Consider the following 20,725-nt stretch of genomic DNA (forward strand, 5'->3'; position numbering starts at 1 on the left):
AAGCGAGCACCATGGACACGCCGACGCCATCGCCCAGCACCAACGACAAGCCTGAGATGACCAAGGATAGCGGTCGCGGGCCGCGCCTTCGGGAAATCCCGCTGCGGCTCATCATCCCCAATCTCGTCACCGTGCTTGCCATTTGTGCGGGCTTGAGCGGTGTCAGGCTTGCTTTCGAAGGCCGGTTCGAACTGGCCGTCGCCATGGTGCTGCTCGCCGCATTCTTGGATGGTGTTGACGGACGTCTTGCCCGCATGATGAAGGCGACCTCCAAGTTCGGCGCGCAGATGGATTCGCTGGCGGACATCGTCAACTTCGGTGTTGCCCCGGCTCTCGTTGTCTACGCTTACCTTCTCGATCAGGCCCGCTCGCTCGGCTGGATCGCGGCCCTCATCTACGTCATCGCCGCCGGTCTGCGCCTCGCCCGCTTCAACGTCATGATCGAACGTGAGGTCAAGGCACCTTGGCAGAACGAATTCTTCGTCGGTGTGCCCGCCCCCATGGGTGCCATGCTGGTGCTGCTGCCCGTCTATCTTGGTTTCCTCGGCATCGAGCCCGGCAAGACCTTCGCGTATTTCGCTGCCGCTTACACGGTCCTGATCGGCTACTTTCTCATCAGCCGTCTGCCGGTCTGGTCAGGCAAGTCCGAAAGCCGCATCCGCCGCGATCTGGTCATGCCTGCCATTCTCATCGTCGTGCTCTACGTAGCGCTGCTGATGAGCTTCACGTGGGAAATTCTGGTTGTGACCGTTCTCGCCTATCTCGCCTTCCTGCCATTCAGTGCGCGCATCTGGCACAAGCGTTATGGCACGCTCACCATCGATGAGGACGCCCATGGCGATCATCACGATGGCATAGGCATGGATCGAGGCATCTGACGCTACGGCAACCGCCAGCTTTATTGCGGCGGGTTTGAGGCGCAGGGCGAACACGAAATGTCGCAGTGTGCAATTTTCAATTGATTAAAATTGCCTCGAATTCGTCACGATTTCCCACGACAGACGTCATCAGGCAAGCCCACGAATCGAAGGCTTGCACAGGACCTCTGGAGAGTGGAATGACCGAAACGAAGAAAGCCGAAGCCCCGGCAAAACCTGATCTCAACAGCCATTATCAGCCGCTTGGTCTGAGAGCCGTCGCAGCCGCCGCCATGATGGTGGCCCGCAAGCCGAAGACGGTGTGAGCGCAACTTTAGCTGCCACAGTTTTTTGAAGACAGACAAATGGCGCCACCGGGCGCCGTTTTTGTTTTGTGGATGTCGCTCGCACAGCGTCACTCATCATTTGACAACCAAACCGTGAAAGCGGCTTGGAATTTTATATTTTGCAATCTTTTCATGCGTAATTGCAGCTTCTTCGGATATTTCCGGGCAGATGCAGTGCCTTTCGACCGAAATTCATTTTCAGATCATCGCATTTTCAGATCGAGATATTGCCATGCAGGACAAGATTCTAATCGTCGAAGATTCTATCGCGCTTTCCATGTTGTTGAAAACCCGACTGAGTGCAGACACGACGGCGAATGTTTTTCACTGCGATACGCTCAAAGACGCGCAGATCCTGATCGAGCGTCACAGGTTTACGCTGGCACTGACCGGTCTCAACCTTCCCGATGCACCCAATGGCGAAATCCTCACCGCGCTGGAGAAGCGCAATGTGCCCACGATCGTTTTCACCGGAACTGTCGATGATACGGCGCGGCTGCACTACGCGGAACGCAAAATCATCGACTACATCGTCAAGGACACCCATCGCACCGTGGAAACGGTAGTCAAGACGGTCGAGCGAATTCTGACCAACCGGCAGTTCTCCATTCTGGTCGTAGATGATGCACGCGCTGCCCGCTCCAGCCTCGTCGAAATTCTGGCGCGGCAGAATTTCACCGTTCGCGAAGCCCATTCCGGCGCGCAGGCGTTGGAAATTCTGGCAAGCGAGCCATCCATCCAGCTTGTGATTACAGATTACCTGATGCCCGATATGGACGGTCACGAGTTGACCCGCCGCATCCGTCTCAGCCGCACATCGCAGGACCTGCGCATCGTCGGCGTTTCAGCTTCCACGGATCGCATGCTGTCTGCACAGTTCCTGAAAGCAGGCGCCTCGGATTTCATCTACCGCCCTTTCGTGCCGGAAGAATTGCAATGCCGGATCGACAACAACATCGAAACGCTCAAGCAACTGATGCGGCTGCGCCAACTTGCAGATCGCGACGACCTTACCGGCCTTTCCAACCGTCGTTCGTTTTTTGATCAGGCAAATGCCTTTCTTGAGACCATGAAAGCCCAGGGCGATCAGTCCCAGCGCGGCGCGGTCGCCATCCTCGACATCGACTATTTCAAGAAGATCAACGACACATTGGGTCACGAGGCTGGTGACAGGGCATTGACGAAGCTGGCCCGGCTGTTGTCAGACCTCTGCGCTCCACATGGTCACCTCGTCGCCCGGCTCGGTGGCGAGGAGTTTGGCCTGCTTCTGAAGGGATTAAGTGGCGAGCAAGCCTATGACTTCTGTGAAGCCATGCGCGAAGCGGTGGAAAAAAACGGGATGTACTTCAGCATCTGCGACGTGGCGCTGACGATCTCCATCGGCGTCGTGGAAATCGAAAGCAACGAGCCCATCGGCAATCAGCTAACCGCTGCGGATCGGTTGCTTTACATGGCAAAGGAGAATGGCCGAAACCGCGTTTATCCCGATCCCGTCATCACACAGGCGCGCGGAAGGCGGACGCCGCTAACTTCCTCGTCACAGACAACATCGTCTCTTTCTGCACCTTAAAACAGTGAGAGTTGCTCGTCTGAATTTTTAGAAACGGCTCGCGCAAGCGGTTGGCTTTCGGTGACGGCCTCTATGAGATCAGGTCCGGTATTTGCGACCTTGTTGACCCTGTCCGAAACGGGCACGAGATCGAAGAAATCTTCGCTCGCCGCCGTCATCAGGTCGGAAACGTCGCGCGGCTCCTGCGTCTTGCAGTCCAGCCAGCGGCTGAAATCCTCCGGCGCGATCACCACCGGCATCCGGTCGTGGACACGGGATATCGAGCGGTTGGCGGCGGTCGTCAGAATTGCACCCGTATCGACTTCCGATCCATCTGCCGACGACCATGTTTCCATCAGACCTGCGAAAGCGACGATACCGCCGTGTTTCGGCTTGATGTAATAGGCCTGCGCTTTACCGCCTTCTTCCTTCGCAGGCCTGCGCCACTCGTAAAAGCCGGTGGCTGGAATGAGAACGCGGCGGTGGCGCATGGCCGCGCGAAACGACGCCTTGCCAATGGCGGTTTCAGAGCGGGCATTGATCAACAACGGAAATTCCTTGGGGTCTTTCACCCAGCCGGGCAGAAAACCCCACCGCGCCAGCATGGCCTGCCGGTTCGGCAAATTGCTGCCCGGTTCGGGCCGCGCGCCTTCGAGGATGACCAGAATGGGCTGGGTTGGCGCGATGTTGAAACGGGCAGGAAAATCCTCCAGACCGATCAGGTCGAGATACTCCGCAACCTCTTCCGGCGTTGCATTCAAAACGAAGCGTCCGCACATCGCCGCCTCCCTTAAGCTCTTGGACCAAACAGGATGAGCGAAGCGCCCGCCAGACATACGACACCGCCCGCTATATCCCAGCAATCAGGCGTTTGCCCCTCCACGCTCCAGAGCCAGATCAGCGACGCGACGATGTAAATACCTCCATACGCCGCATAGGCCCTGCCCGCCGCTTCGGTCGGCACGAGCGTCAGCAACCATGCAAAGGCTACCAGCGAGATCATGCCCGGCACCAGCCAGCCCACACTCTCTCCCATCCGCAGCCACGCCCAGAATGCGAAGCACCCGGCAATTTCCGCCAAAGCGGCAGCGGCGTAGATGAGGTAGAGTTTCATTTGCGGCTTTCGAGACAACACCGAAGTGGCATTTTTGATTCCTTGAGCGCATCATAGCTGGCGCAGACCGATATTGAAGACCGCACGCTGTCACAACCATCAGCTATTGGAAATCGTGTCATGACCCTTCAGCTTTACCTCCACCCGCTATCGTCTTTCTGTCACAAGGTTCTCATCGCTCTCTACGAAAATGAGACGCCTTTTGAACCCGTTATCGTCAACTTCGCAGATTCTGAATCGAGACAGGAATTCCTCGAACGCTGGCCCATCGGCAAAATCCCGGTGCTGCACGACAGCGCAACCGACACGATACTGCCGGAGACGAGCATCATTATAGAATATCTCCAGCAGCACTATTCGGGGCCCGCCGTGCTCCTGCCAAAAGATGCGGAAACGGCGTTGCAGACACGGCTCTGGGACCGCTTCTTCGATCTCTACGTGCAGATGCCCATGCAGCGGATCGTGGCCGAGCGCTTTCGCCCACAGGACGGTCTTGACCCGCACGGCGTTGCAGAAGCCCATGCCACGCTGGATAAAGCTTACGGCGTTCTCGAAAAGCACATGGCCACCCGGGAGTGGTCAAACGGCAAGGAATTCTCGATGGCGGACTGCGCGGCGGCGCCTGCGCTGTTCTACGCATCGATCGTTCATCCATTCGGCACTGACATGCCCAATACAGAAGCCTACTTCGAACGCTTGATGGCGCGTCCCTCGGTGAAACGGACGATAGCGGAGGCTCGCCCGTATTTTGAGTATTTTCCCTTCAAGGAAAAGATGCCGCCACGTTTCCTGCAAGGTTGAGCGCATAATCGGGTGTTTCATCGCAAAGGATGTTCCATGCCCCAGCCACAACCTGCCTCTTCCGCAATCCTGCGCCGTGGGGATCGTCTGCTTCTCGTGCGGCGCATCAACCCACCTTCACAGGGCATGTTCGCCTTTCCGGGTGGCCGGGGCGATGAAGGCGAGATGCCGGAAGAAACGGCTCTGCGGGAGCTCGCGGAGGAAACGGGTGTCATCGCGCGGCATCCACGCCTTTTCGCGACCTATGATCTTCCGTCCCATGACGATGCAGGGCAGCTGACCAGCCACTTCTTTCTGTCGGTCTTCACCGTCGAGGCCGATGAGGACGCGCTTGTCACGGCAGCAGATGATGCGGCGGATGCTGGTTGGTACACGCTGGAGGAAATCCGCGCCCTACCCGCACCGGAAAGCGTACTGGAATGCGCACAACGTGTGCTGGGCCAGTTGCAATGCTGAGCAGAATCGCGGCTATTTGCACGAACGTTGTTGAAACAAACTGTCGGGTAATGCGTAAATTGATGAAACGACGACTTTCGCTTTCGCTGTTGATTGGCCTTGGTGTGGTGATGCCTTTCGCATCCCTTTCCGCCGCACAGCCGTCTGCGCCGTCACCATCCGCGCCACCCCAGCAAAACAAACCCGCCCCCTATGATAACCAGATGGCCCGTCTGTCTGAAATTCTGGGAGCCGTGCAATATCTTCGCACGCTGTGCCCCGCCACTGGTTCGGAAGAGTGGCGCAAGGCAATGGGCGACCTTCTGGCGGCAGATACCGCAACCGAACCGCAGCGCAAGCAACGCATGACGGCTGCCTTCAACCGCGGGTATCGCACATTCGCGGCGGTTCACACCGCCTGCACACCGGCTGCCATCGCCGCGGAAGAGAAATATCGTATCGAAGGGGCAACACTGGCGCAGGAAATCGCGTCAAGGTTTGGAAATTAGAGGTTTATTAACCTCTTTTGGCCGCAGGCCGTGCCGTTTTGATAAAAGACTGTTAGAGTTGTTAACAGGGTGGTAACGAGTTGCCTGCCTGTCGAGGATGAAAGATGCAAACAAGCCGTAACGAAATCCACGATATGATCGTGCATGAAAAGATGCAGGTCGCTCTGGAACATCAGAACGAAGCATGGGCCGATGGTATGGCCGATGGCATCGAGCCGGAGATTATCGCAGACGCCGCTATTGCTCTGGCCATGCGCGAAACCATCCGCATGCATGGCGAAGCGGGCGCCGAAGCCATGCTCGAATCGTTGCGCCAACGGATGCTCGAAGGCGAGTTTTCCCCGCATCGCATTATTCAATAAGCCGGAGTTCACTATGTCTTGCTCTCTCAAGGGGCTTTTGCGGTCATCTGCCGCGCTTTCCTTGACGCTCTCTCTGACGCTTGCCGCAGTCAGCTTTCCCAACGGTGCCTTCGCGCTGTCCGAACTCAAGCCTGCGCCGGGTGCTGCCACCGAAGAGGGCGAAAAGCCCGCCGACAAGCAGCAGCCGGTCGAGCCGGAGGCTATCGAAGGCGATTCGGACGGCATTCCCCTGCCCGACCCATTGGTTAACCGCTCTTCCGGTCAGCAGGCTGCGCCCGCAGACAAAGACACACCGCAGATTTCCGCGCAGATCGAGCATGACATCAGCAAGGCACCGGAGCCGGTTCGCCGTTTGCGCCAGATGATTATCGATGCCGCCGCGACCGGCAACATCGAAAAGCTGCGTCCGCTGGTCAATCCCGGCCCCAACCAGGCCCGCGTTGATGGCGATGGTGAAGACCCTATCGCGGCATTGAAAAGCTTCTCCGGCGACCCGGATGGTCTGGAAGTTCTCGCCATCATCATCGATCTTCTGTCCACCGGCTACGCCCATATCGACGCTGGCACGCCGGATGAAATGTATGTCTTCCCCTATTTCGCGGGTAAGTCGCTGACGACCCTGACGCCGCCGGAAAAAGTGGAGCTGCTGCGCATCATCACCGCTGGTGATCTGGCCGACATGCAGGAATACGGAAATTACAGCTTTTACCGCATCGGCATCTCGCCGGATGGTCAGTGGAAGTTCTTCACCGCAGGTGATTGAACCGGAAGCGCTTGTCGTTTCTCGTCAAAAACCCTAGAACATGTCGTGTGAACAGGGGCACGCGACATGTTTTTGTTCGAGATGAACAAACCCGAACGGTAACGCCCATGTCCTCCGCTTTTCTTCCAGACCGCGCACTCATCCGTGTTTCCGGCACCGGTGCCACGGACTTTTTGCAAAACCTCATCACGCCAGACCTCGATTCCCTGCCCGAAGGCGAAGCTCGCACAGGTGCGCTGCTGACGCCGCAGGGCAAGATCATGTTCGAGTTCCTGATCTGGCGCGATGGTGAAGGTTATATGCTTGAGACCGGAGCCGACCAGCAGGACGCCCTTCTGCGCCGTCTGACGCTCTACAAGCTGCGCGCGCCGGTCGAACTAAAAGCGGACGCGGCACAGGGCATCAGCGTTTACTGGAATGAGACTGCTCCAGAATGCGCCATCAAGGACAGCCGGTTTGCAGCCGCTGGTATCGATCTTGTCCGCGCGCCCGGCGCATCCGCTTCCGGTGATGCCGCGACCTACAACGCTTTGCGCGTCGAGAACGGTATCGTCATCGCAGGCGCAGATTACGCGTTGCAGGATGCTTTTCCACACGATGTCATGATGGATGTGAACGGCGGTGTTTCCTTCAAAAAAGGATGCTTTGTGGGCCAGGAAGTCGTGTCGCGCATGAAGCATCGCGGCACTGCGCGTAGGCGTGTCGTCATCGTCAGCGCGCAAACGGCGCTCCCGGCTGTCGGCACCGAACTTATGGCAGGCGGCAAGCCCATCGGCACGCTCGGCACTGTCAGTGGCAGCAAGGGGCTTGCCATCGTCCGCATCGACCGCGTTGCAGACGCCATCGCGTCCGGCACGGATATCACGGCAGACGATGTTGCCGTGACTGTCGCCCTGCCTGCATGGAGCGGCCTCAGCTTTCCCAGCGCAGACCCTGCGGCCAATGCGGAGGCCTGAGTTTGGCCGCGCCTAAGACGCCACGTGCATGGCAACGCATGCTGTCCGGCAGGCGGCTCGACCTTCTGGATCCCTCACCGCTCGATGTCGAACTGGTTGATATCGCCCACGGGCTTGCGCGTGTTGCCCGCTGGAACGGCCAAACGCGAGGCGACCATGCATTTTCTGTCGCTCAGCACAGCCTGATCGTCGAGACCATCTTCTGCCGCATGAACCCGGCTGTCACAGCAACTGATATGCTGTTTGCCCTGCTGCACGATGCACCGGAATATGTCATCGGCGATATGATTTCTCCGTTCAAATCCGTGGTGGGTGGCGGATACAAGAGTGTGGAAAAGCGGCTGGAGGCTGCCATACACCTGCGTTTCGGCCTGCCGCCGCATGCCAGCCGCGACCTGAAAGACCGGATCAAGAAAGCCGATACCGTCGCGGCTTATTTCGAAGCGACCGAGCTTGCCGGTTTCTCGATGGCGGAAGCGAACAAGTTTTTCGGCCTGCCGCGCGGCATCACCAAAGACATGATCGATATCGAACCGGCACCGGCACTTGCCGCGCAAAGCCGGTTCATGCAGCGTTTCGAGGCTATCGAACTGCTGCGAAAGGCAGGACCATGAGCGCTATTGTCGTATCGCCGCTATCGCGTATCGCGGAAATGGCAGTGCGCCATAAATCGAAAGAGATGATCACGCTGATCGCCAAGGAGCAGGCGTTTCATCGTCCTGCCGTCATTTCGGCAGACCGGCACCTGACATTGCAGATGAATGACATCACCTTCAAGGGCACCGACAAGCTGATTGCGCCGGATGAGGTCCATGTTCAGCAAGTGATTGATTTTGCGCGCAGTTGGGATCAGTCGGCGCCGCTTCTCGTTCATTGCTGGATGGGCGTTTCCCGCTCACCGGCAGCCGCGCTGATCGCTGTTCTGGCCGTGCAGCCACAACAGGATGACGCAGCACTTGCCGCCAGATTGCGCGCGGTCTCGCCCTATTCCACGCCGAATTCACGCATCATCGCCATCGGAGATCAATTGCTGGGACGGGGTGGCGCGCTCATTGCCGCCATCAAGACGATCGGGCGTGGTGCGGATACGGACGGCAACGTCCCCTTCGTGCTGCCGCTCAGTGACGCCATCGCATAACGTCCTGACCTGATTGGAACAATAAGCGCCGCCTTCTCGCTTGCGCGCGCTTTTTCAATTTTCAATGGAGCAAAATGCCGGAACCCTCGTTTGCCGAGGCATAGGACAAACCAAGAGGTTATGATAGATGGACCAGCAGACCACCGATATCATCGTTGCATCGCAAGCGGCGCTTCGCCAGGCCAGCGCCCTGGCGGTTCAATATTCGTTCTCGATCGTCGGCGCGCTCGTGCTTCTCATCATCGGCTGGATTGCCGCGACGCTGCTGCAACGCTGGTCCTTCGAAGGCCTCTCACGCATTCGCGGCTTCGATGAAACGCTTGCGCGCTTCTTCTCTGGCATCGTCCGTTACGTCGTTCTCATTCTCGTGCTGGTCATGGTGCTCGGACAGTTCGGCGTTCAGACCGCATCTATCCTCGCCGCCCTCGGCGCTGCAGGTCTGGCCGTTGGTCTTGCCTTGCAGGGTACATTGCAGAACATCGCCGCTGGCATCATGCTGCTCGTCCTGCGTCCATTTCGCGTCGGCGAATACATCGAAACGAGCGCCGTCACCGGCACCGTGGTCGAAATCGGCCTGTTCGCAACAGAGCTGAAAACCAGCGACGGCCTCTACCGTCTCGCCCCGAATTCGACGCTGTGGAATGTGCCGATCACCAATTACAGCCGCTTCCCCTCCCGCCGCCACGAACTCAGCGTGAACGTGCCCAAGGGTGAAAGCCTGGCGGAAGCGCAGGGCATGCTGATGGACCTCGCCCGCTCCGACAGCCGTGTCCTTTTGGACCCCGCCCCGACAACTTTCGTGGATTCCGTGAGCAACGACGGTGCCACAGTGACACTGCGCTACTGGGCCCGAAGCGACAACTGGTTCGCCACCACCCGCGACATGACCAAGTCCCTCAAAAACGCATTCGATGAACGCGATGTGAGACTGAGCGAACAGGCAGCGGAGTGATTCTCACTGGAACGCCTGCCTATATTCGTGTGGATGACGCGGGTAATGTGTTGTAAGTTGCCCCTATGGAAAAGGCAGTGGCTCTAGAGATGTTGAGACAACGCACAGATGCCGTGAAAGGCATGGGTGCGACTGCTCTTTATATTTTTGGCTCCACGGCGCGCGATGAGGCCTCTGTTGCCAGCGATCTGGACGTCTACATAGACTACGATCCTGCCAGCAAGTTCTCGCTTCTCGACCTCGTCGGTATCAAGCAGTTTCTCGAGGAAGAACTGGAAATCCCGGTTGATCTGACGACGCGAAACAGTCTTCACCCACTGTTGAAGACCGATATCGAGCATTCAGCAATCCGGGTTTTCTAGTAGCTACTGCCCCATGGTCGAGCGGTGGGCCCAGCCGGTCATGCGCCTTTCGACCCAGGCCATGATCGCGTACATGACGATGCCCTCCACGGCGAGCATGAGCAGGCCTGCGAAGACGAGCGGGACGTTAAACTGGCTTTGGGCAGAGCTCATCATATTGCCGAGGCCGTAGTTGGAGGCGACGGTTTCCGATACGACGGAGCCGACGAAGGCGAGCGTAATGGCGACTTTGAGGGAGCCGAAGAAATAGGGCATGGAGCGGGGTATGCCCACCTTCAGCATGATGTCCATCTTACGCGCGCCCAGTGCGCGCAACACATCTTCCGTTTCGGGCTCGATGGTCGCAAGGCCGGTTGCGACATTGACGACGATGGGGAAAAAGGAAATCAGGAACGCCGTCAGCACCGCAGGCACGGTTCCGATACCGAACCAGATCACGAGGATCGGCACCAGCGCCACTTTGGGAATGGCGTTAAAGCCGATCATGAGCGGATAAAGCCCCGCATAGATCGCCTTGGACCAGCCGATGAACAGCCCGATGGCGAGCCCTGCGACCACGGCCAGAGCAAAACCGAGCGTCGTCGTGTAAAGCGTTTGCAGCGAGTTTTTCCAGATCGGTGACCAGTATTGCACGATGGCCTGCCCCACCCGCACCGGTGATGGCAAAATGGTGGGCGGCATTTTCAGCGCGTAGACGAAAAGCTCCCAGGCAAGGAACAGCGCTACGGTGTATAGCCAGGGTGCGGCCCGCACCCAGTTGACGCGGGCAACCAGTGGCAGGCGCTGCGGCGGCACCGATGCTCTTTCAACAGTCGCGCTCATGCCGCAACCCTCGCCTTTGCGATTTCACCGTGCAGTTGCTGGACCATGGCATTGAAACTCTTCTCATACATCAGGTCGAGCTTGCGCGGGCGCTCGAACGGCACACGGTGCTGCGCCAATATGCGGCCCGGCCGCGCGCTCATGACGAAAATCTTGTCGGCCAAAAATGTCGCTTCGCGCAGATCGTGGGTGACGAGCACGATGGTAACGCGCTTGGCGGCGTGGAGATCGCGAATGACGCACCAGAGTTCTTCGCGGGTGAAAGCATCCAGCGCACCGAACGGTTCATCCAGCATCAAGAGGTCAGGCTCATGGATCAGGGCGCGGCACAGATTGGCGCGCTGCTGCATGCCACCGGAAAGCTGCCAGGGAAATTTGGAGCCGAAGCCTTTCAGCCCGACGATCTCTAACAGCCGCTCGGCCTTGGCAACATATTCCGCCTTGTTTGCCCGCAGCCGGTGACGGTGCTTTTCCACGATTTCCAGCGGTAGAAGAATGTTTTCCAGCGTCGTGCGCCATGGCAGCATGGTGGGGTTTTGAAACGCCATTCCGACAATCGAAACCGGCTCCGTCACCTGCTTGCCTGCAACGATGACATTTCCCTTTTGCGGAATGTGCAGTCCGGTGACGAGCTTCATCAGGGTCGACTTGCCACAACCGGATGGCCCCACCACGGCGGCGAACTCACCCTTTTTCACCTTGAGATCGAGACCGGAAACAGCCAGCGTGCCCGATGCCCCGCCATAGCGCATATCCACGCCATCGATTTCGACCAGATGCGCCATGTCCGTTCCTGTAATTCAAATTTTAGAAGCTTTACGAAGTTGCAACCGCGTCACCCCGCATTCAACGCCATCCTCGGCCTTGAGCCGAAAACCCACCCACGTCGAGACAAAACGAACGACAGTGGATGCTCGGGACAGGCCCGAGCATGACGGACGGGAATCCAATCAAGGCAGCATTCGCTCTTCCTTGGGCGGCAGATAGCTGGTGTCGAACACCTGTTCGGCCTTCACATTGCCCTTCAAGCCAACGGACACTTTCAGTGTTTCCAGGGAAGCGGCGAGCCGTGTGGGATCGATACCGCCCATGCCATTTTCAACGACATAGGGTGTCTTGATGTTCATGGCGTTGGCCATGGTCAGGCGCTGCAATTCGATATCGCTGTTGAGCGTCTCGTTGCGCTTCAGCACCGCAGCCACGCCCTCTTCCGGGTTCTTGACCGAGTCGGCAAAGCCCTTTGCCAGCGCCTTCAGGAAACCCTTGACCGCAGCAGGGTTTTTCTCAGCGAAATCAGTGTTTACCAGCACGGAATTGCCATAGAGATTCAAACCATGTTCGGCCATCAGAATGGTCGAAATGTCGTCGTCGGCAATGCCCTGTGCCTTGAGGTTGAGAATGACGGAGAATGCAAAGCCGAAGACGGCATCGACATCGCCCTTCGCCAGCATCGGCTCACGAACGGGAAAGCCGATGGACTGAATGTCGATCTTGCTGTCATCGATCTTGGCGACCTGCTTGAAGGCCTTCCACTGCGCAAAGGCACCATCCGGTGGCGGCGCACCCAGCTTCTTGCCTTCCAGCGACTTTGGATCACCCGTCACGCCCAGCGATTTGCGACCGACGACTGCAAAGGTCGGGCGCTCGTACACCATGTAGACGGCTTTCACCTTCTGGCTTGGATCTTCATCGAGAAATTTCACGACGGAATTGATGTCGCCGAAGCCCATTTGATAGGCGCCGGTCGCTACGCGCGGAATGGCTTCTACCGAGCCGTTGCCGCTATCGATGGTCACATCAAGCCCCTCGGCCTTGAAGTAACCCTTGTCGAGCGCCAGCAAAAATCCGGCGGCAGGGCCTTCGAATTTCCAGTCCAGCGTAAATTTGATGGGTGTCTCTGCGTAGGCTGGTGCGAGTGGGATAGAAAGTCCAGCAAACATACCCACAGCGACTATCGCCGCCGTTTTCGCAAACAGCCTACGCTTCAACATCCGATCATTCCCCTTGGAGATTTTTTTTGAATTGAGGGCATACAAACCAATTTACGCCATCATGGCAAGCAAAAATCGCACAGATTTTGCTCAAATATTTTACTGCACTTTATTTGTGCAAATTCGCAAAATTGATCGTGCAACCGCATATTTTCGAAGCACAAAAGCGCCGCTGTCACACGATTGTTTACATTGGCAACACATCGTTCTCATTTCACGGGATTGCCTCATCCACACATCTACAGGACACATGACACCATCAGGCAAGACGCAGGGAGAACCGCATGACATCCGCACTGGGCATTCACCATATCACCATGATTACCCGCAAGGTGCAGGCCAATGTGGATTTTTACGTCGGTTTTCTGGGCCTGCGGCTGGTCAAGCGCACCGCTGGTTTCGAGGATGCCATGCAACTGCATTTGCTCTACGGCGATGCAAAAGCAACGCCGGGCTCGCTGCTGACCTTCCTTGTCTGGGAAGATGGCGCCCAGGGGCGGGTCGGTTACGGCCAGACGCTCGAGGTCTCGCTTGCCATCCATCCCGCCAGCATCGGCTTCTGGTTGACGCGCGCGCTTCAGGCAGGCGTGCGGACGGAAGGCCCCATGGAAGAGTTCGGCGAACATGTTATCAGGCTGAAAGACCCTGATGGTATCATTCTCAAACTCGTCGGAACGACCGCTTTTGAGAAGAGTGTTCCGAACGTTGCTCAGGGCATTCCACTGGAACACGCCATCCGCCGCATCCGCGGTGCGACTTTGCTGAGCGAGGTACCGGAGGAGACCGAAAGTTTCCTCGCACAGCATTTCGGTTACGTCCACACGGCACAAAGCGGCAGCATTCGCCGGACTGTCTCAGCATCAGGCGATATCATCGATGTCCGCGATGCGACCGGCTTCTGGTCCAGCGCGCCCGGCACCGGCACGGTCGACCATATCGCTTTTCGCGCCCGGGACATGGATGATCTGAACCGGACCTTGGACGCGTTGAAATCGCGTAACTCCTCCCCCACCAACGCCCATGACCGCAAGTATTTCGCCTCGCTCTACATTCGCGAGCCGGGCGATGTGCTGATCGAAATGGCCACGGATTTGCCCGGCATGACCGTGGACGAGCCGCTGGAAACGCTGGGCGAGAAGCTGTTCATTCCGCCGCTCTTCATGCGGGATGAGGAGGATGTTCGCGTCGCACTGCCGCAGTTCGGCATGCCCGGCGAAGAGCGCGTCATATACCGTGACCTGCCCTTCATCCACCGCTTTCATACGCCTGCCGACCCGGATGGCAGCACCATCGTGCTGCTGCATGGTTCCGGCGGCAGCGAGACCAGCCTGATGGCGCTCGCCCACACAGCCAATCCGCGTGCCACGCTTTTGGGCGTACGCGGACGCAGCACGGAAGAAGACATTGCCCGCTGGTTCCGTAGGTTTGCGGACCTCTCTTTCGATGAAAAGGATATCGGCTCCGAAGCGGAAGCCTTCGCCGCTTTCATGGAGGGTGCGCTGCGCGCCTATGACCTTGATCGCGAAAAGCTGAGCTTCATCGGTCACTCTAACGGCGCAAACTTCCTCGCCGCGTTTTTCGCGCTCCACCCGGAATTTGCGCAGGATGCACTGTTGCTGCGCCCCATGGCCGTGCTGGCAGACTGGCCGCAGTCCGATCTTTCCGGCAAGCACTTCACGCTCGCGGCGGGCGAAACCGACCGGCACAAGGAGCGGACGCTGGCGTTGCGGGAGCATCTTGCGGCAAGCGGCGCGCAGGTGGCTGTGAATGTTCTTCCGCATGGCCACGAATTGGGGCTGGAGGACGTGGAACTGGCAAAGCAGTGGGTAAAAACCTTGTCCACAGGCGGCCTTGCATAAACAATAAGAAAAGGCTTAAAAAACAGGACCATATTTGAGGTCCTTATGACATCTTTTCTGATTTTGCTGATCGTCGGTTACGTCATTGCTTTCTTCTACACGTTGAATGCAAGCATCAAAAACTCCAGACGGCTCGATATCGTCGAGACGGAGCTGAAAGACCTCAAGGCGAAACTGGCTTCCGGTGAGTTTGCCTATCCACAGACCGTGCAGACGGACGCGCTTACCTCAACGGCGGCGACTGACGATGCCGTACCAGAAAACGCTCCCGTGGCGGAACCGCTGGAGGATGAAACACCGGTTGCGGCTCAGTCTCCAGCCGAAGACGATGCCGTCGCGACGATGGTGCTGCCTGCCCGCACCAAATCGACGGAGAGCTTCGAAAGCAAGCTCGGCGCACGTTGGGCCGTGTGGGCCGGTGGTCTGGCGCTGGCGCTGGGCGGTATTTTCCTCGTTAAATATTCCATCGAAAGCGGGCTTCTCAGCCCCGCCGTGCGGCTTTCGCTCGCCGCCATCTTCGGCCTCTTTCTGGCGGCAGCGGGCGAAGCGATCCGTCGCAAGGCCGTTCCCGGCATCGAGACCACCTATTCCAATGCCATGATCCCCGGCGTACTGACGGCGGCGGGTGCGCTGACGCTTTTCGGTGTGGTCTATGCCGCCTATGGCATTTACGACTATATCGGCCCGACGACGGCCTTCATCGCCCTTGCACTGGTGGCCCTTGCCACGCTTGCCCTCTCGCTCTTGCATGGACAGGCGCTGGCCGGTCTCGGCCTGTTCGGCTCGATGATCACCCCTGCCCTTATCTCCACCGAAAGCCCAAATGTCTGGGCCTTGTTCGGCTTCCTGACAATCTCTTGGACTGCAACCGCACTGGCCGCCCGCAGCCAACGCTGGCACGTCGTGCCCGCCCTTGCCAGTATCGGCATGGCGCTATGGGCAATCGGTTATATGGCTTTTGCGCCCCTTATCGAGGCAGAGCCGGTCCTGCTGGGCTTGGTATGCATGATTGCAGGCGCGATCTGGATCTGGCCCGGCAACATTTACGAACAGGTCTGGGATATCCCCAAGCGTAACGCGCGATTCGACCGCTTTCGTCCGGCATTGTCGGAACTGCTCAACCGTCCGCCATCGAACCTCAGCGCCATCATCGCCATCGCCGTGACTGTGCCTGCCGCAGCCTTTGCGATTACGCGAAACGGGGTGACGTTGCCGCCCGCTGTTGCCGTGGCAGCGCTCGTCCTGAGCTTGGCAGCCTACGGTGCCGGTCGTCACCACGCTGCCTTCCCCGCGATCTTTTCATCTCTGGCTGCTCTCGGCTGCGCCTGGCTTCTGACGGGTGGCGAATTCGTCTATCTTCCGGCCATTGGCGGTGACGTTTCCTATTCGCCGTTTATTTCCAATGACAATGTGTCGGGACCTGTCCTGCGCATGATGGGCATCATCTTCCTGTTCTTCAGCACATTCGTGACACGCCGGAAGGCTGAGAACGATCCTCGCTTCGGAACACTCTGGGCCGTCATTGGTGCAACCGTTCCGCTCGGTCTCGGCGTCATCAGCTTCGTGGAATATGGCAACCTCACGCGCGATTGGGGCCATGCCTTTTACGGGGTGGTCATCGGCTTGATCTTGCTCGGCTCCTCCTACCGTATGATGCAAAAAGGGAAACGAGCGTTTCTGTGGTCAGCCAATATCCTGGCCATTGGCTCTTTCCTTGGCTTCGTGCTGACCATTCACACGCTGACATCAGGGCTCGCGACGACCATTCTGATCCCGGTCCTCGGCTTTCTTTATCTTCTGGCGGCACGCTATCCGCATTGGTGGGCGATGCCCTGGATCACGGCTCTATCGATGCTCTTCGTTCTGGGCCGCATCGCCTGGGAACCAACAATCGTCGGGCCGCAACATCTGGGCACCACGCCGGTCTTCAACGCGCTTTTGCCGGGTTACGGCATTCCCGCCCTGCTCGCCGTTGCTTCTGCATGGCAGTTGCGCAACTGGCGAGACACACGCGTTAGAAACTTCATTCAGGCCATCGCCAGCCTCATGGCGCTGCTCGCCGTCGCCATTCTCGTGCGTCACGCCATGAATGGTGGCGTGTTGACCGAGACGGTTCCGACACTGGGCGAACAGTCGATCTACACGTTGCTGACCATCGGCATGTCCGGCGTGTTGATGACGCTCGACCTGAAAAGCCCCAGCCCCGTCTTCCGCTATGGTTCGATGCTGGCTGGCGTCATCGCCATGTTCAACGTGCTGGTCGCCCATTTTTTCGCGCTGAACCCTTACTTCACCGGGGAGAGCACAGGGCCGTGGCCGTTCCTCAATCTGTTGCTGATCGGATATCTTCTTCCCGGTCTGGCCTATGCTGGACTTGCCGTGTACGCGCGTGGCAAGCGCCCACCCGTCTATGTCACGCTGCTGGCACTGTCAGGCGCTGCCCTCGGCTTTGCCTGGGCCACCCTTTCCGTGCGCAGGTTCTGGCAGGGCGAAAACATCGCGGACTGGAAGGGCTTCTTGCAGGGCGAGACCTACAGCTACTCAGTCGTCTGGCTTGTCATCGGCGTGGTGCTTCTGGTGCTGGGTTCTCGCTTCAACGCCAAAAGCCTGCGTCTTGCATCGGCAGGTCTGGTGTTTCTGGCCGTTGCCAAGGCGTTCCTGATCGATATGAGCAACCTGGAAGGCGTTCTGCGTGCCCTGTCCTTCATCGGACTTGGCGTGGTTCTCATCGGAATCGGCCTCTTCTACCAGAAAATCCTCACCGCACAGCCAAAGCCGGAGGAAGCGCAAGGGTGATTGCGCCCCTCGTTTCCAGCCTCTAAACAGGCATCCGAGACAGGGGGGAATCACATGCGGGCAGAGGCTTTCGCACCGTTCGAGCAACTTGCCGAAAACTTGATGCCGCATGCGGCTGAGGGCGACGACGGCTCGCATGATCTGGCCCATATTCACCGCGTATTTCGCAATGCCATGCGCATACACACTTCGGAAGGTGGCAACGGGCCGGTTTTGGCGGCCAGCGTCTTGCTGCATGATTGCGTTGCCGTGGAAAAGAATTCACCTCTGCGTTCTCAGGCGTCGCGACTCGCCGCAGAAAAGGCGTCGGGCATTCTGGCTGGCCTCGGCTGGGCGGCTGCGGATATCGAAGCCGTGGCCCACGCCATCCTGACGCACAGTTTTTCCGCCAATCTCGCGCCAGAAACGCTGGAAGCGAAAATCCTGCAGGATGCAGACCGGCTGGATGCCATCGGCATGGTCGGGGCGGCGCGCTGCTTCTACATCGCCGGGCGTCTGGGCTCCGCGCTTTACGACCCTGAAGACCCGCTCGCGAAAAACCGCCCGCTGGATGACCGCGCCTTTGCCATAGACCATTTCGAAAACAAGCTGTTCAAGCTTGCGGATGGTTTTCAAACAGAGACCGGACGACAGATCGCACACGAAAGGCACCAGCGTTTGCAGCAGGTCCTTGATATGTTTCTGGATGAGATATGAGGCCCGCAATGCGCATCACCGAACTCAACATTTACCCGCTGAAAAGTGGCCGGGGCATCCCGCTTTCGCAGAGCGCAATCGCGGCGGAAGGTCTGGCGGGGGACCGTCGCGCCATGCTGATTGATCCCGACGGCCAGTTCATCACACAGCGGGAATTGCCTGATATCGCACAACTCATCGCCAAAGCTGAAGGCGCCGGTTTCCGTCTGGCCATCGACGGCAAGGGGGACGTTCTGGCCCTGCCCTCCGGCAATCGCGCCGATGTGACGGTCTGGAGATCGACGGTGGATGCCGCCGTGGCGTCGGATGACGCCAATGCCGCACTCTCCGGCTGGCTCGGTCGCGATGTGAAGCTCGTGTTTTTCGACGACCAATCCAGCCGCGTCGCCAACCCGGACTGGGCGGGAGACGACACGCCGGTCACCTTTGCAGATGGCTACCAGATCCTCGTCACCACCACGGCCTCGCTGGCCGCGCTCAACGAAAACATGGTGGCCAATGGTGAAGACCACGTCGGAATGGAGCGTTTTCGTCCCAACATCGTGCTGGAAACGGATGAATCCTGGGCCGAAGACCGCTGGGCCGCCATCGAGATCAACGGCATCCGTTTCGACCTCGTCAAACCTTGCACCCGTTGCATCATGACCACGCAGGACCAGAGAACCGGCTCCCGCGACGTGCCCTCGCCAATGAAAGCCATGGGCCGCCTGCGCATGTCCGCCGACCGCCGCGTCCCCGGCGTGCTGTTCGGCTGGAACCTCACGCCGCGCGGCGAAGGCTCGATTGCGGTTGGAGATGTGGCGAAGGTTGTGGAGGAGCGTGCGGAGGGTTGGGCGATCAAGAAGCGGTGAGAACGGTCGCGCATCGTTGATGGCAGAGTGCGCGGCTCACCCCCCTCTGTCCTGCCGGACATCTCCCCCACAAGGAGGGAGATTGGCTGGGCGCATGATCCCATCACTCCGTAGCGTTTGAGATGATCGAGAGCCAACCACGATTCGATCTCCCCACCTGTGGGGGAGATGTCCGGCAGGACAGAGGGGGGTAAACCACACCCACCGACTTTGACTAACTGCCCTCACCTTTCCACCTCCACCCATCAACCCCGCTCATATCCCAGTCAAGAAAAGTCGTTGGCGAAAAACATCTGCAAACGGTAATAATCGTTTCCTGTCTGGAGATCATTCACGTGTCCCGAATCGCCACCTCTTCTACCAACCCAATGCCCTGGCTCATTATCGTCGCCGGATCGCTGATCGCGGTTCTGACCTTCGGGCCCCGTTCCGCTATGGGCTTCTTTCAACTGCCGATGCTGGCCGATACTGGGTGGGATCGCTCCACATTCGGTTTTGCCATGGCGCTGCAGAATCTGTTCTGGGGTCTGGGCCAGCCATTTTTCGGCGCCTTGGCGGACAAGTACGGAACGGGCCGCGTGCTGGTTCTGTCTGGTTTGATCTATGCTGCCGGGCTTGTCTGCATGTCGATCGGCACATCGCCGCTTTGGCTGCATCTGGGTGGCGGCGTTCTGGTCGGGCTTGGCATTGCAGCAGGGTCGTTCAGCGTGATTCTCTCCGCCTTTGCCCGGCATGTGACACCGGAGCAGCGCTCCATGGCCTTTGGTATCGGCACGGCGGCTGGCTCTGCGGGCATGTTCGTGTTCGCACCCATCAGCCAAGGCCTGATCTCTAGCTATGGATGGTCGGATAGTCTTGTCTGGCTCGGGGCCATGATGCTGATCGTGCCGCTGCTGGCTTGGCCGCTGCGGGGCAACTCATCCTCCGGCACACAGTCACACGCGCAGTTTCAGCAGACTGCGGGACAGGCGCTACGCGAAGCTCTGGGGCACAAGAGCTACCTGCTGCTTGCCACAGGCTTTCTCGTCTGCGGGTTTCAGGTTGCTTTCATCACCGCGCATTTCCCTGCCTATCTCGGTGATATCGGCATCGAACCGCGCTACGCCGTCATCGCCATGGCGTTGATCGGCTTTTTCAACATTGCCGGTTCGCTGGCGGCAGGCTTCATCGCCCAGCGCTACTCGAAACCCTACCTTCTGGCCTACATCTATATCGGTCGCTCGATTGCGGTCACGGCGTTTCTGCTGCTGCCGCAATCACCGACGTCGGTGATCATTTTTGCCGCCACCATGGGCATTCTGTGGCTTTCCACCGTGCCGCCAACGAACGGCCTCGTCGCCATCATGTTCGGCACGCGTCACCTGGGCATGCTGGGCGGCATGGTGTTCCTGTCGCATCAGATCGGCTCGTTTCTCGGCGTATGGATGGGTGGCTATCTCTATGACAAGCTTGGGTCTTACGATGTGGTCTGGTGGCTGGGCGTGGCGATGGGCATCTTCGCCGCTATCGTCCACTGGCCAATCGAGGAACGCGCCGTGCTGAGGCCTGCCGCCGCCTGAGGCGCG

General features: G+C 58.6%; 23 protein-coding genes. 18 read left to right on the plus strand and 5 right to left on the minus strand.

Annotation, left to right across the window (positions count from 1 at the left end; all coding sequences use genetic code 11):
• Positions 1–11 precede the first annotated feature (11 nt).
• The 3 genes from pssA (at position 12) to QRN55_RS10815 (ending at position 2,774) form a co-directional block, all read left to right on the plus strand.
• Complete coding sequence (gene pssA / locus QRN55_RS10805) at positions 12–878, plus strand: CDP-diacylglycerol--serine O-phosphatidyltransferase (protein WP_284776706.1); 867 nt, start codon at positions 12–14, stop codon at positions 876–878.
• A gap of 179 nt (positions 879–1,057) precedes the next feature.
• Positions 1,058–1,183, plus strand: coding sequence for a hypothetical protein (locus QRN55_RS10810; protein ID WP_277877901.1), 126 nt, complete (start codon positions 1,058–1,060; stop codon positions 1,181–1,183).
• 253 nt (positions 1,184–1,436) lie between these two features.
• Complete coding sequence (locus tag QRN55_RS10815) at positions 1,437–2,774, plus strand: GGDEF domain-containing response regulator (RefSeq protein WP_284776707.1); 1,338 nt, start codon at positions 1,437–1,439, stop codon at positions 2,772–2,774.
• Here QRN55_RS10815 and QRN55_RS10820 read toward each other — a convergent pair.
• Together QRN55_RS10820 and QRN55_RS10825 are read right to left on the minus strand one after the other, a co-directional pair.
• Positions 2,771–3,532 (minus strand): SOS response-associated peptidase, encoded by a 762-nt coding sequence (locus QRN55_RS10820; protein ID WP_284776708.1) that lies wholly within the window; start codon positions 3,530–3,532, stop codon positions 2,771–2,773. The genes QRN55_RS10815 and QRN55_RS10820 overlap by 4 nt on opposite strands.
• A gap of 11 nt (positions 3,533–3,543) precedes the next feature.
• A complete protein-coding gene (locus QRN55_RS10825; RefSeq protein ID WP_284776709.1) occupies positions 3,544–3,867 on the minus strand; it encodes a YnfA family protein in 324 nt (107 codons plus the stop codon).
• Positions 3,868–3,987: 120 nt separating this feature from the next.
• Between QRN55_RS10825 and QRN55_RS10830 the strand changes: the two genes are divergently transcribed.
• From QRN55_RS10830 to QRN55_RS10875, 10 genes are all read left to right on the plus strand, one after another.
• Complete coding sequence (locus QRN55_RS10830; RefSeq protein ID WP_284776710.1) at positions 3,988–4,668, plus strand: glutathione S-transferase family protein; 681 nt, start codon at positions 3,988–3,990, stop codon at positions 4,666–4,668.
• A 36-nt stretch (positions 4,669–4,704) separates the two neighbouring features.
• Entirely contained in the window at positions 4,705–5,124 is a 420-nt protein-coding gene (locus QRN55_RS10835; RefSeq protein WP_284776711.1) for an NUDIX hydrolase, read from the plus strand.
• 62 nt (positions 5,125–5,186) lie between these two features.
• Positions 5,187–5,612 (plus strand): TIGR02301 family protein, encoded by a 426-nt coding sequence (locus tag QRN55_RS10840; protein WP_431355646.1) that lies wholly within the window; start codon positions 5,187–5,189, stop codon positions 5,610–5,612.
• A 104-nt stretch (positions 5,613–5,716) separates the two neighbouring features.
• Positions 5,717–5,974, plus strand: coding sequence for a hypothetical protein (locus tag QRN55_RS10845; protein ID WP_111841631.1), 258 nt, complete (start codon positions 5,717–5,719; stop codon positions 5,972–5,974).
• 13 nt (positions 5,975–5,987) lie between these two features.
• The gene (locus tag QRN55_RS10850) at positions 5,988–6,737 is read left to right on the plus strand and encodes a hypothetical protein (RefSeq protein WP_233122962.1); all 750 of its coding nucleotides are present in this window, start codon (positions 5,988–5,990) and stop codon (positions 6,735–6,737) included.
• Between the two features lie 107 nt (positions 6,738–6,844).
• A complete protein-coding gene (gene ygfZ / locus QRN55_RS10855) occupies positions 6,845–7,693 on the plus strand; it encodes a CAF17-like 4Fe-4S cluster assembly/insertion protein YgfZ (RefSeq protein WP_284776712.1) in 849 nt (282 codons plus the stop codon).
• 2 nt (positions 7,694–7,695) lie between these two features.
• Entirely contained in the window at positions 7,696–8,307 is a 612-nt protein-coding gene (locus tag QRN55_RS10860) for a YfbR-like 5'-deoxynucleotidase (protein ID WP_284776713.1), read from the plus strand.
• Positions 8,304–8,831 carry a tyrosine phosphatase family protein gene (locus tag QRN55_RS10865; RefSeq protein WP_112499147.1) on the plus strand — a complete coding sequence of 176 codons (528 nt, stop codon included), beginning with the start codon at positions 8,304–8,306 and terminating at the stop codon, positions 8,829–8,831. The genes QRN55_RS10860 and QRN55_RS10865 overlap by 4 nt, the downstream gene beginning before the upstream one ends.
• Before the next feature lie 127 nt (positions 8,832–8,958).
• A complete protein-coding gene (locus tag QRN55_RS10870; protein ID WP_112499146.1) occupies positions 8,959–9,783 on the plus strand; it encodes a mechanosensitive ion channel family protein in 825 nt (274 codons plus the stop codon).
• Positions 9,784–9,848: 65 nt separating this feature from the next.
• On the plus strand, positions 9,849–10,145 hold the full coding sequence (locus QRN55_RS10875) for a nucleotidyltransferase family protein (protein ID WP_284776714.1): 297 nt from the start codon (positions 9,849–9,851) through the stop codon (positions 10,143–10,145).
• A gap of 3 nt (positions 10,146–10,148) precedes the next feature.
• On the opposite strand, the gene QRN55_RS10880 is transcribed toward QRN55_RS10875, so the two are convergent.
• From QRN55_RS10880 to QRN55_RS10890, 3 genes are all read right to left on the minus strand, one after another.
• Positions 10,149–10,967 (minus strand): ABC transporter permease, encoded by an 819-nt coding sequence (locus QRN55_RS10880; protein WP_112499144.1) that lies wholly within the window; start codon positions 10,965–10,967, stop codon positions 10,149–10,151.
• Complete coding sequence (locus QRN55_RS10885; RefSeq protein WP_162694738.1) at positions 10,964–11,752, minus strand: ABC transporter ATP-binding protein; 789 nt, start codon at positions 11,750–11,752, stop codon at positions 10,964–10,966. The genes QRN55_RS10880 and QRN55_RS10885 overlap by 4 nt, the downstream gene beginning before the upstream one ends.
• Before the next feature lie 165 nt (positions 11,753–11,917).
• Complete coding sequence (locus QRN55_RS10890; protein ID WP_284776715.1) at positions 11,918–12,958, minus strand: ABC transporter substrate-binding protein; 1,041 nt, start codon at positions 12,956–12,958, stop codon at positions 11,918–11,920.
• A 284-nt stretch (positions 12,959–13,242) separates the two neighbouring features.
• On the opposite strand from QRN55_RS10890, the gene QRN55_RS10895 reads away from it, so the two are divergent.
• From QRN55_RS10895 to QRN55_RS10915, 5 genes are all read left to right on the plus strand, one after another.
• Positions 13,243–14,817: a VOC family protein gene (locus QRN55_RS10895; RefSeq protein ID WP_284776716.1), complete on the plus strand. Its 1,575-nt coding sequence runs from the start codon at positions 13,243–13,245 to the stop codon at positions 14,815–14,817.
• A gap of 45 nt (positions 14,818–14,862) precedes the next feature.
• On the plus strand, positions 14,863–17,613 hold the full coding sequence (locus tag QRN55_RS10900) for a DUF2339 domain-containing protein (RefSeq protein WP_284776717.1): 2,751 nt from the start codon (positions 14,863–14,865) through the stop codon (positions 17,611–17,613).
• 54 nt (positions 17,614–17,667) lie between these two features.
• The gene (locus QRN55_RS10905; RefSeq protein WP_284776718.1) at positions 17,668–18,309 is read left to right on the plus strand and encodes an HD domain-containing protein; all 642 of its coding nucleotides are present in this window, start codon (positions 17,668–17,670) and stop codon (positions 18,307–18,309) included.
• 8 nt (positions 18,310–18,317) lie between these two features.
• Positions 18,318–19,160, plus strand: a complete 843-nt coding sequence (locus QRN55_RS10910) for an MOSC domain-containing protein (RefSeq protein WP_284776719.1) — start codon at positions 18,318–18,320, stop codon at positions 19,158–19,160.
• Positions 19,161–19,528: 368 nt separating this feature from the next.
• Positions 19,529–20,719, plus strand: a complete 1,191-nt coding sequence (locus QRN55_RS10915; protein WP_502871319.1) for an MFS transporter — start codon at positions 19,529–19,531, stop codon at positions 20,717–20,719.
• Positions 20,720–20,725: the final 6 nt, after the last annotated feature.

Origin of the sequence: Agrobacterium sp. lyk4-40-TYG-31 (assembly GCF_030209855.1) — a bacterium.
In the GTDB taxonomy this organism is placed as follows: domain Bacteria; phylum Pseudomonadota; class Alphaproteobacteria; order Rhizobiales; family Rhizobiaceae; genus Agrobacterium; species Agrobacterium vaccinii.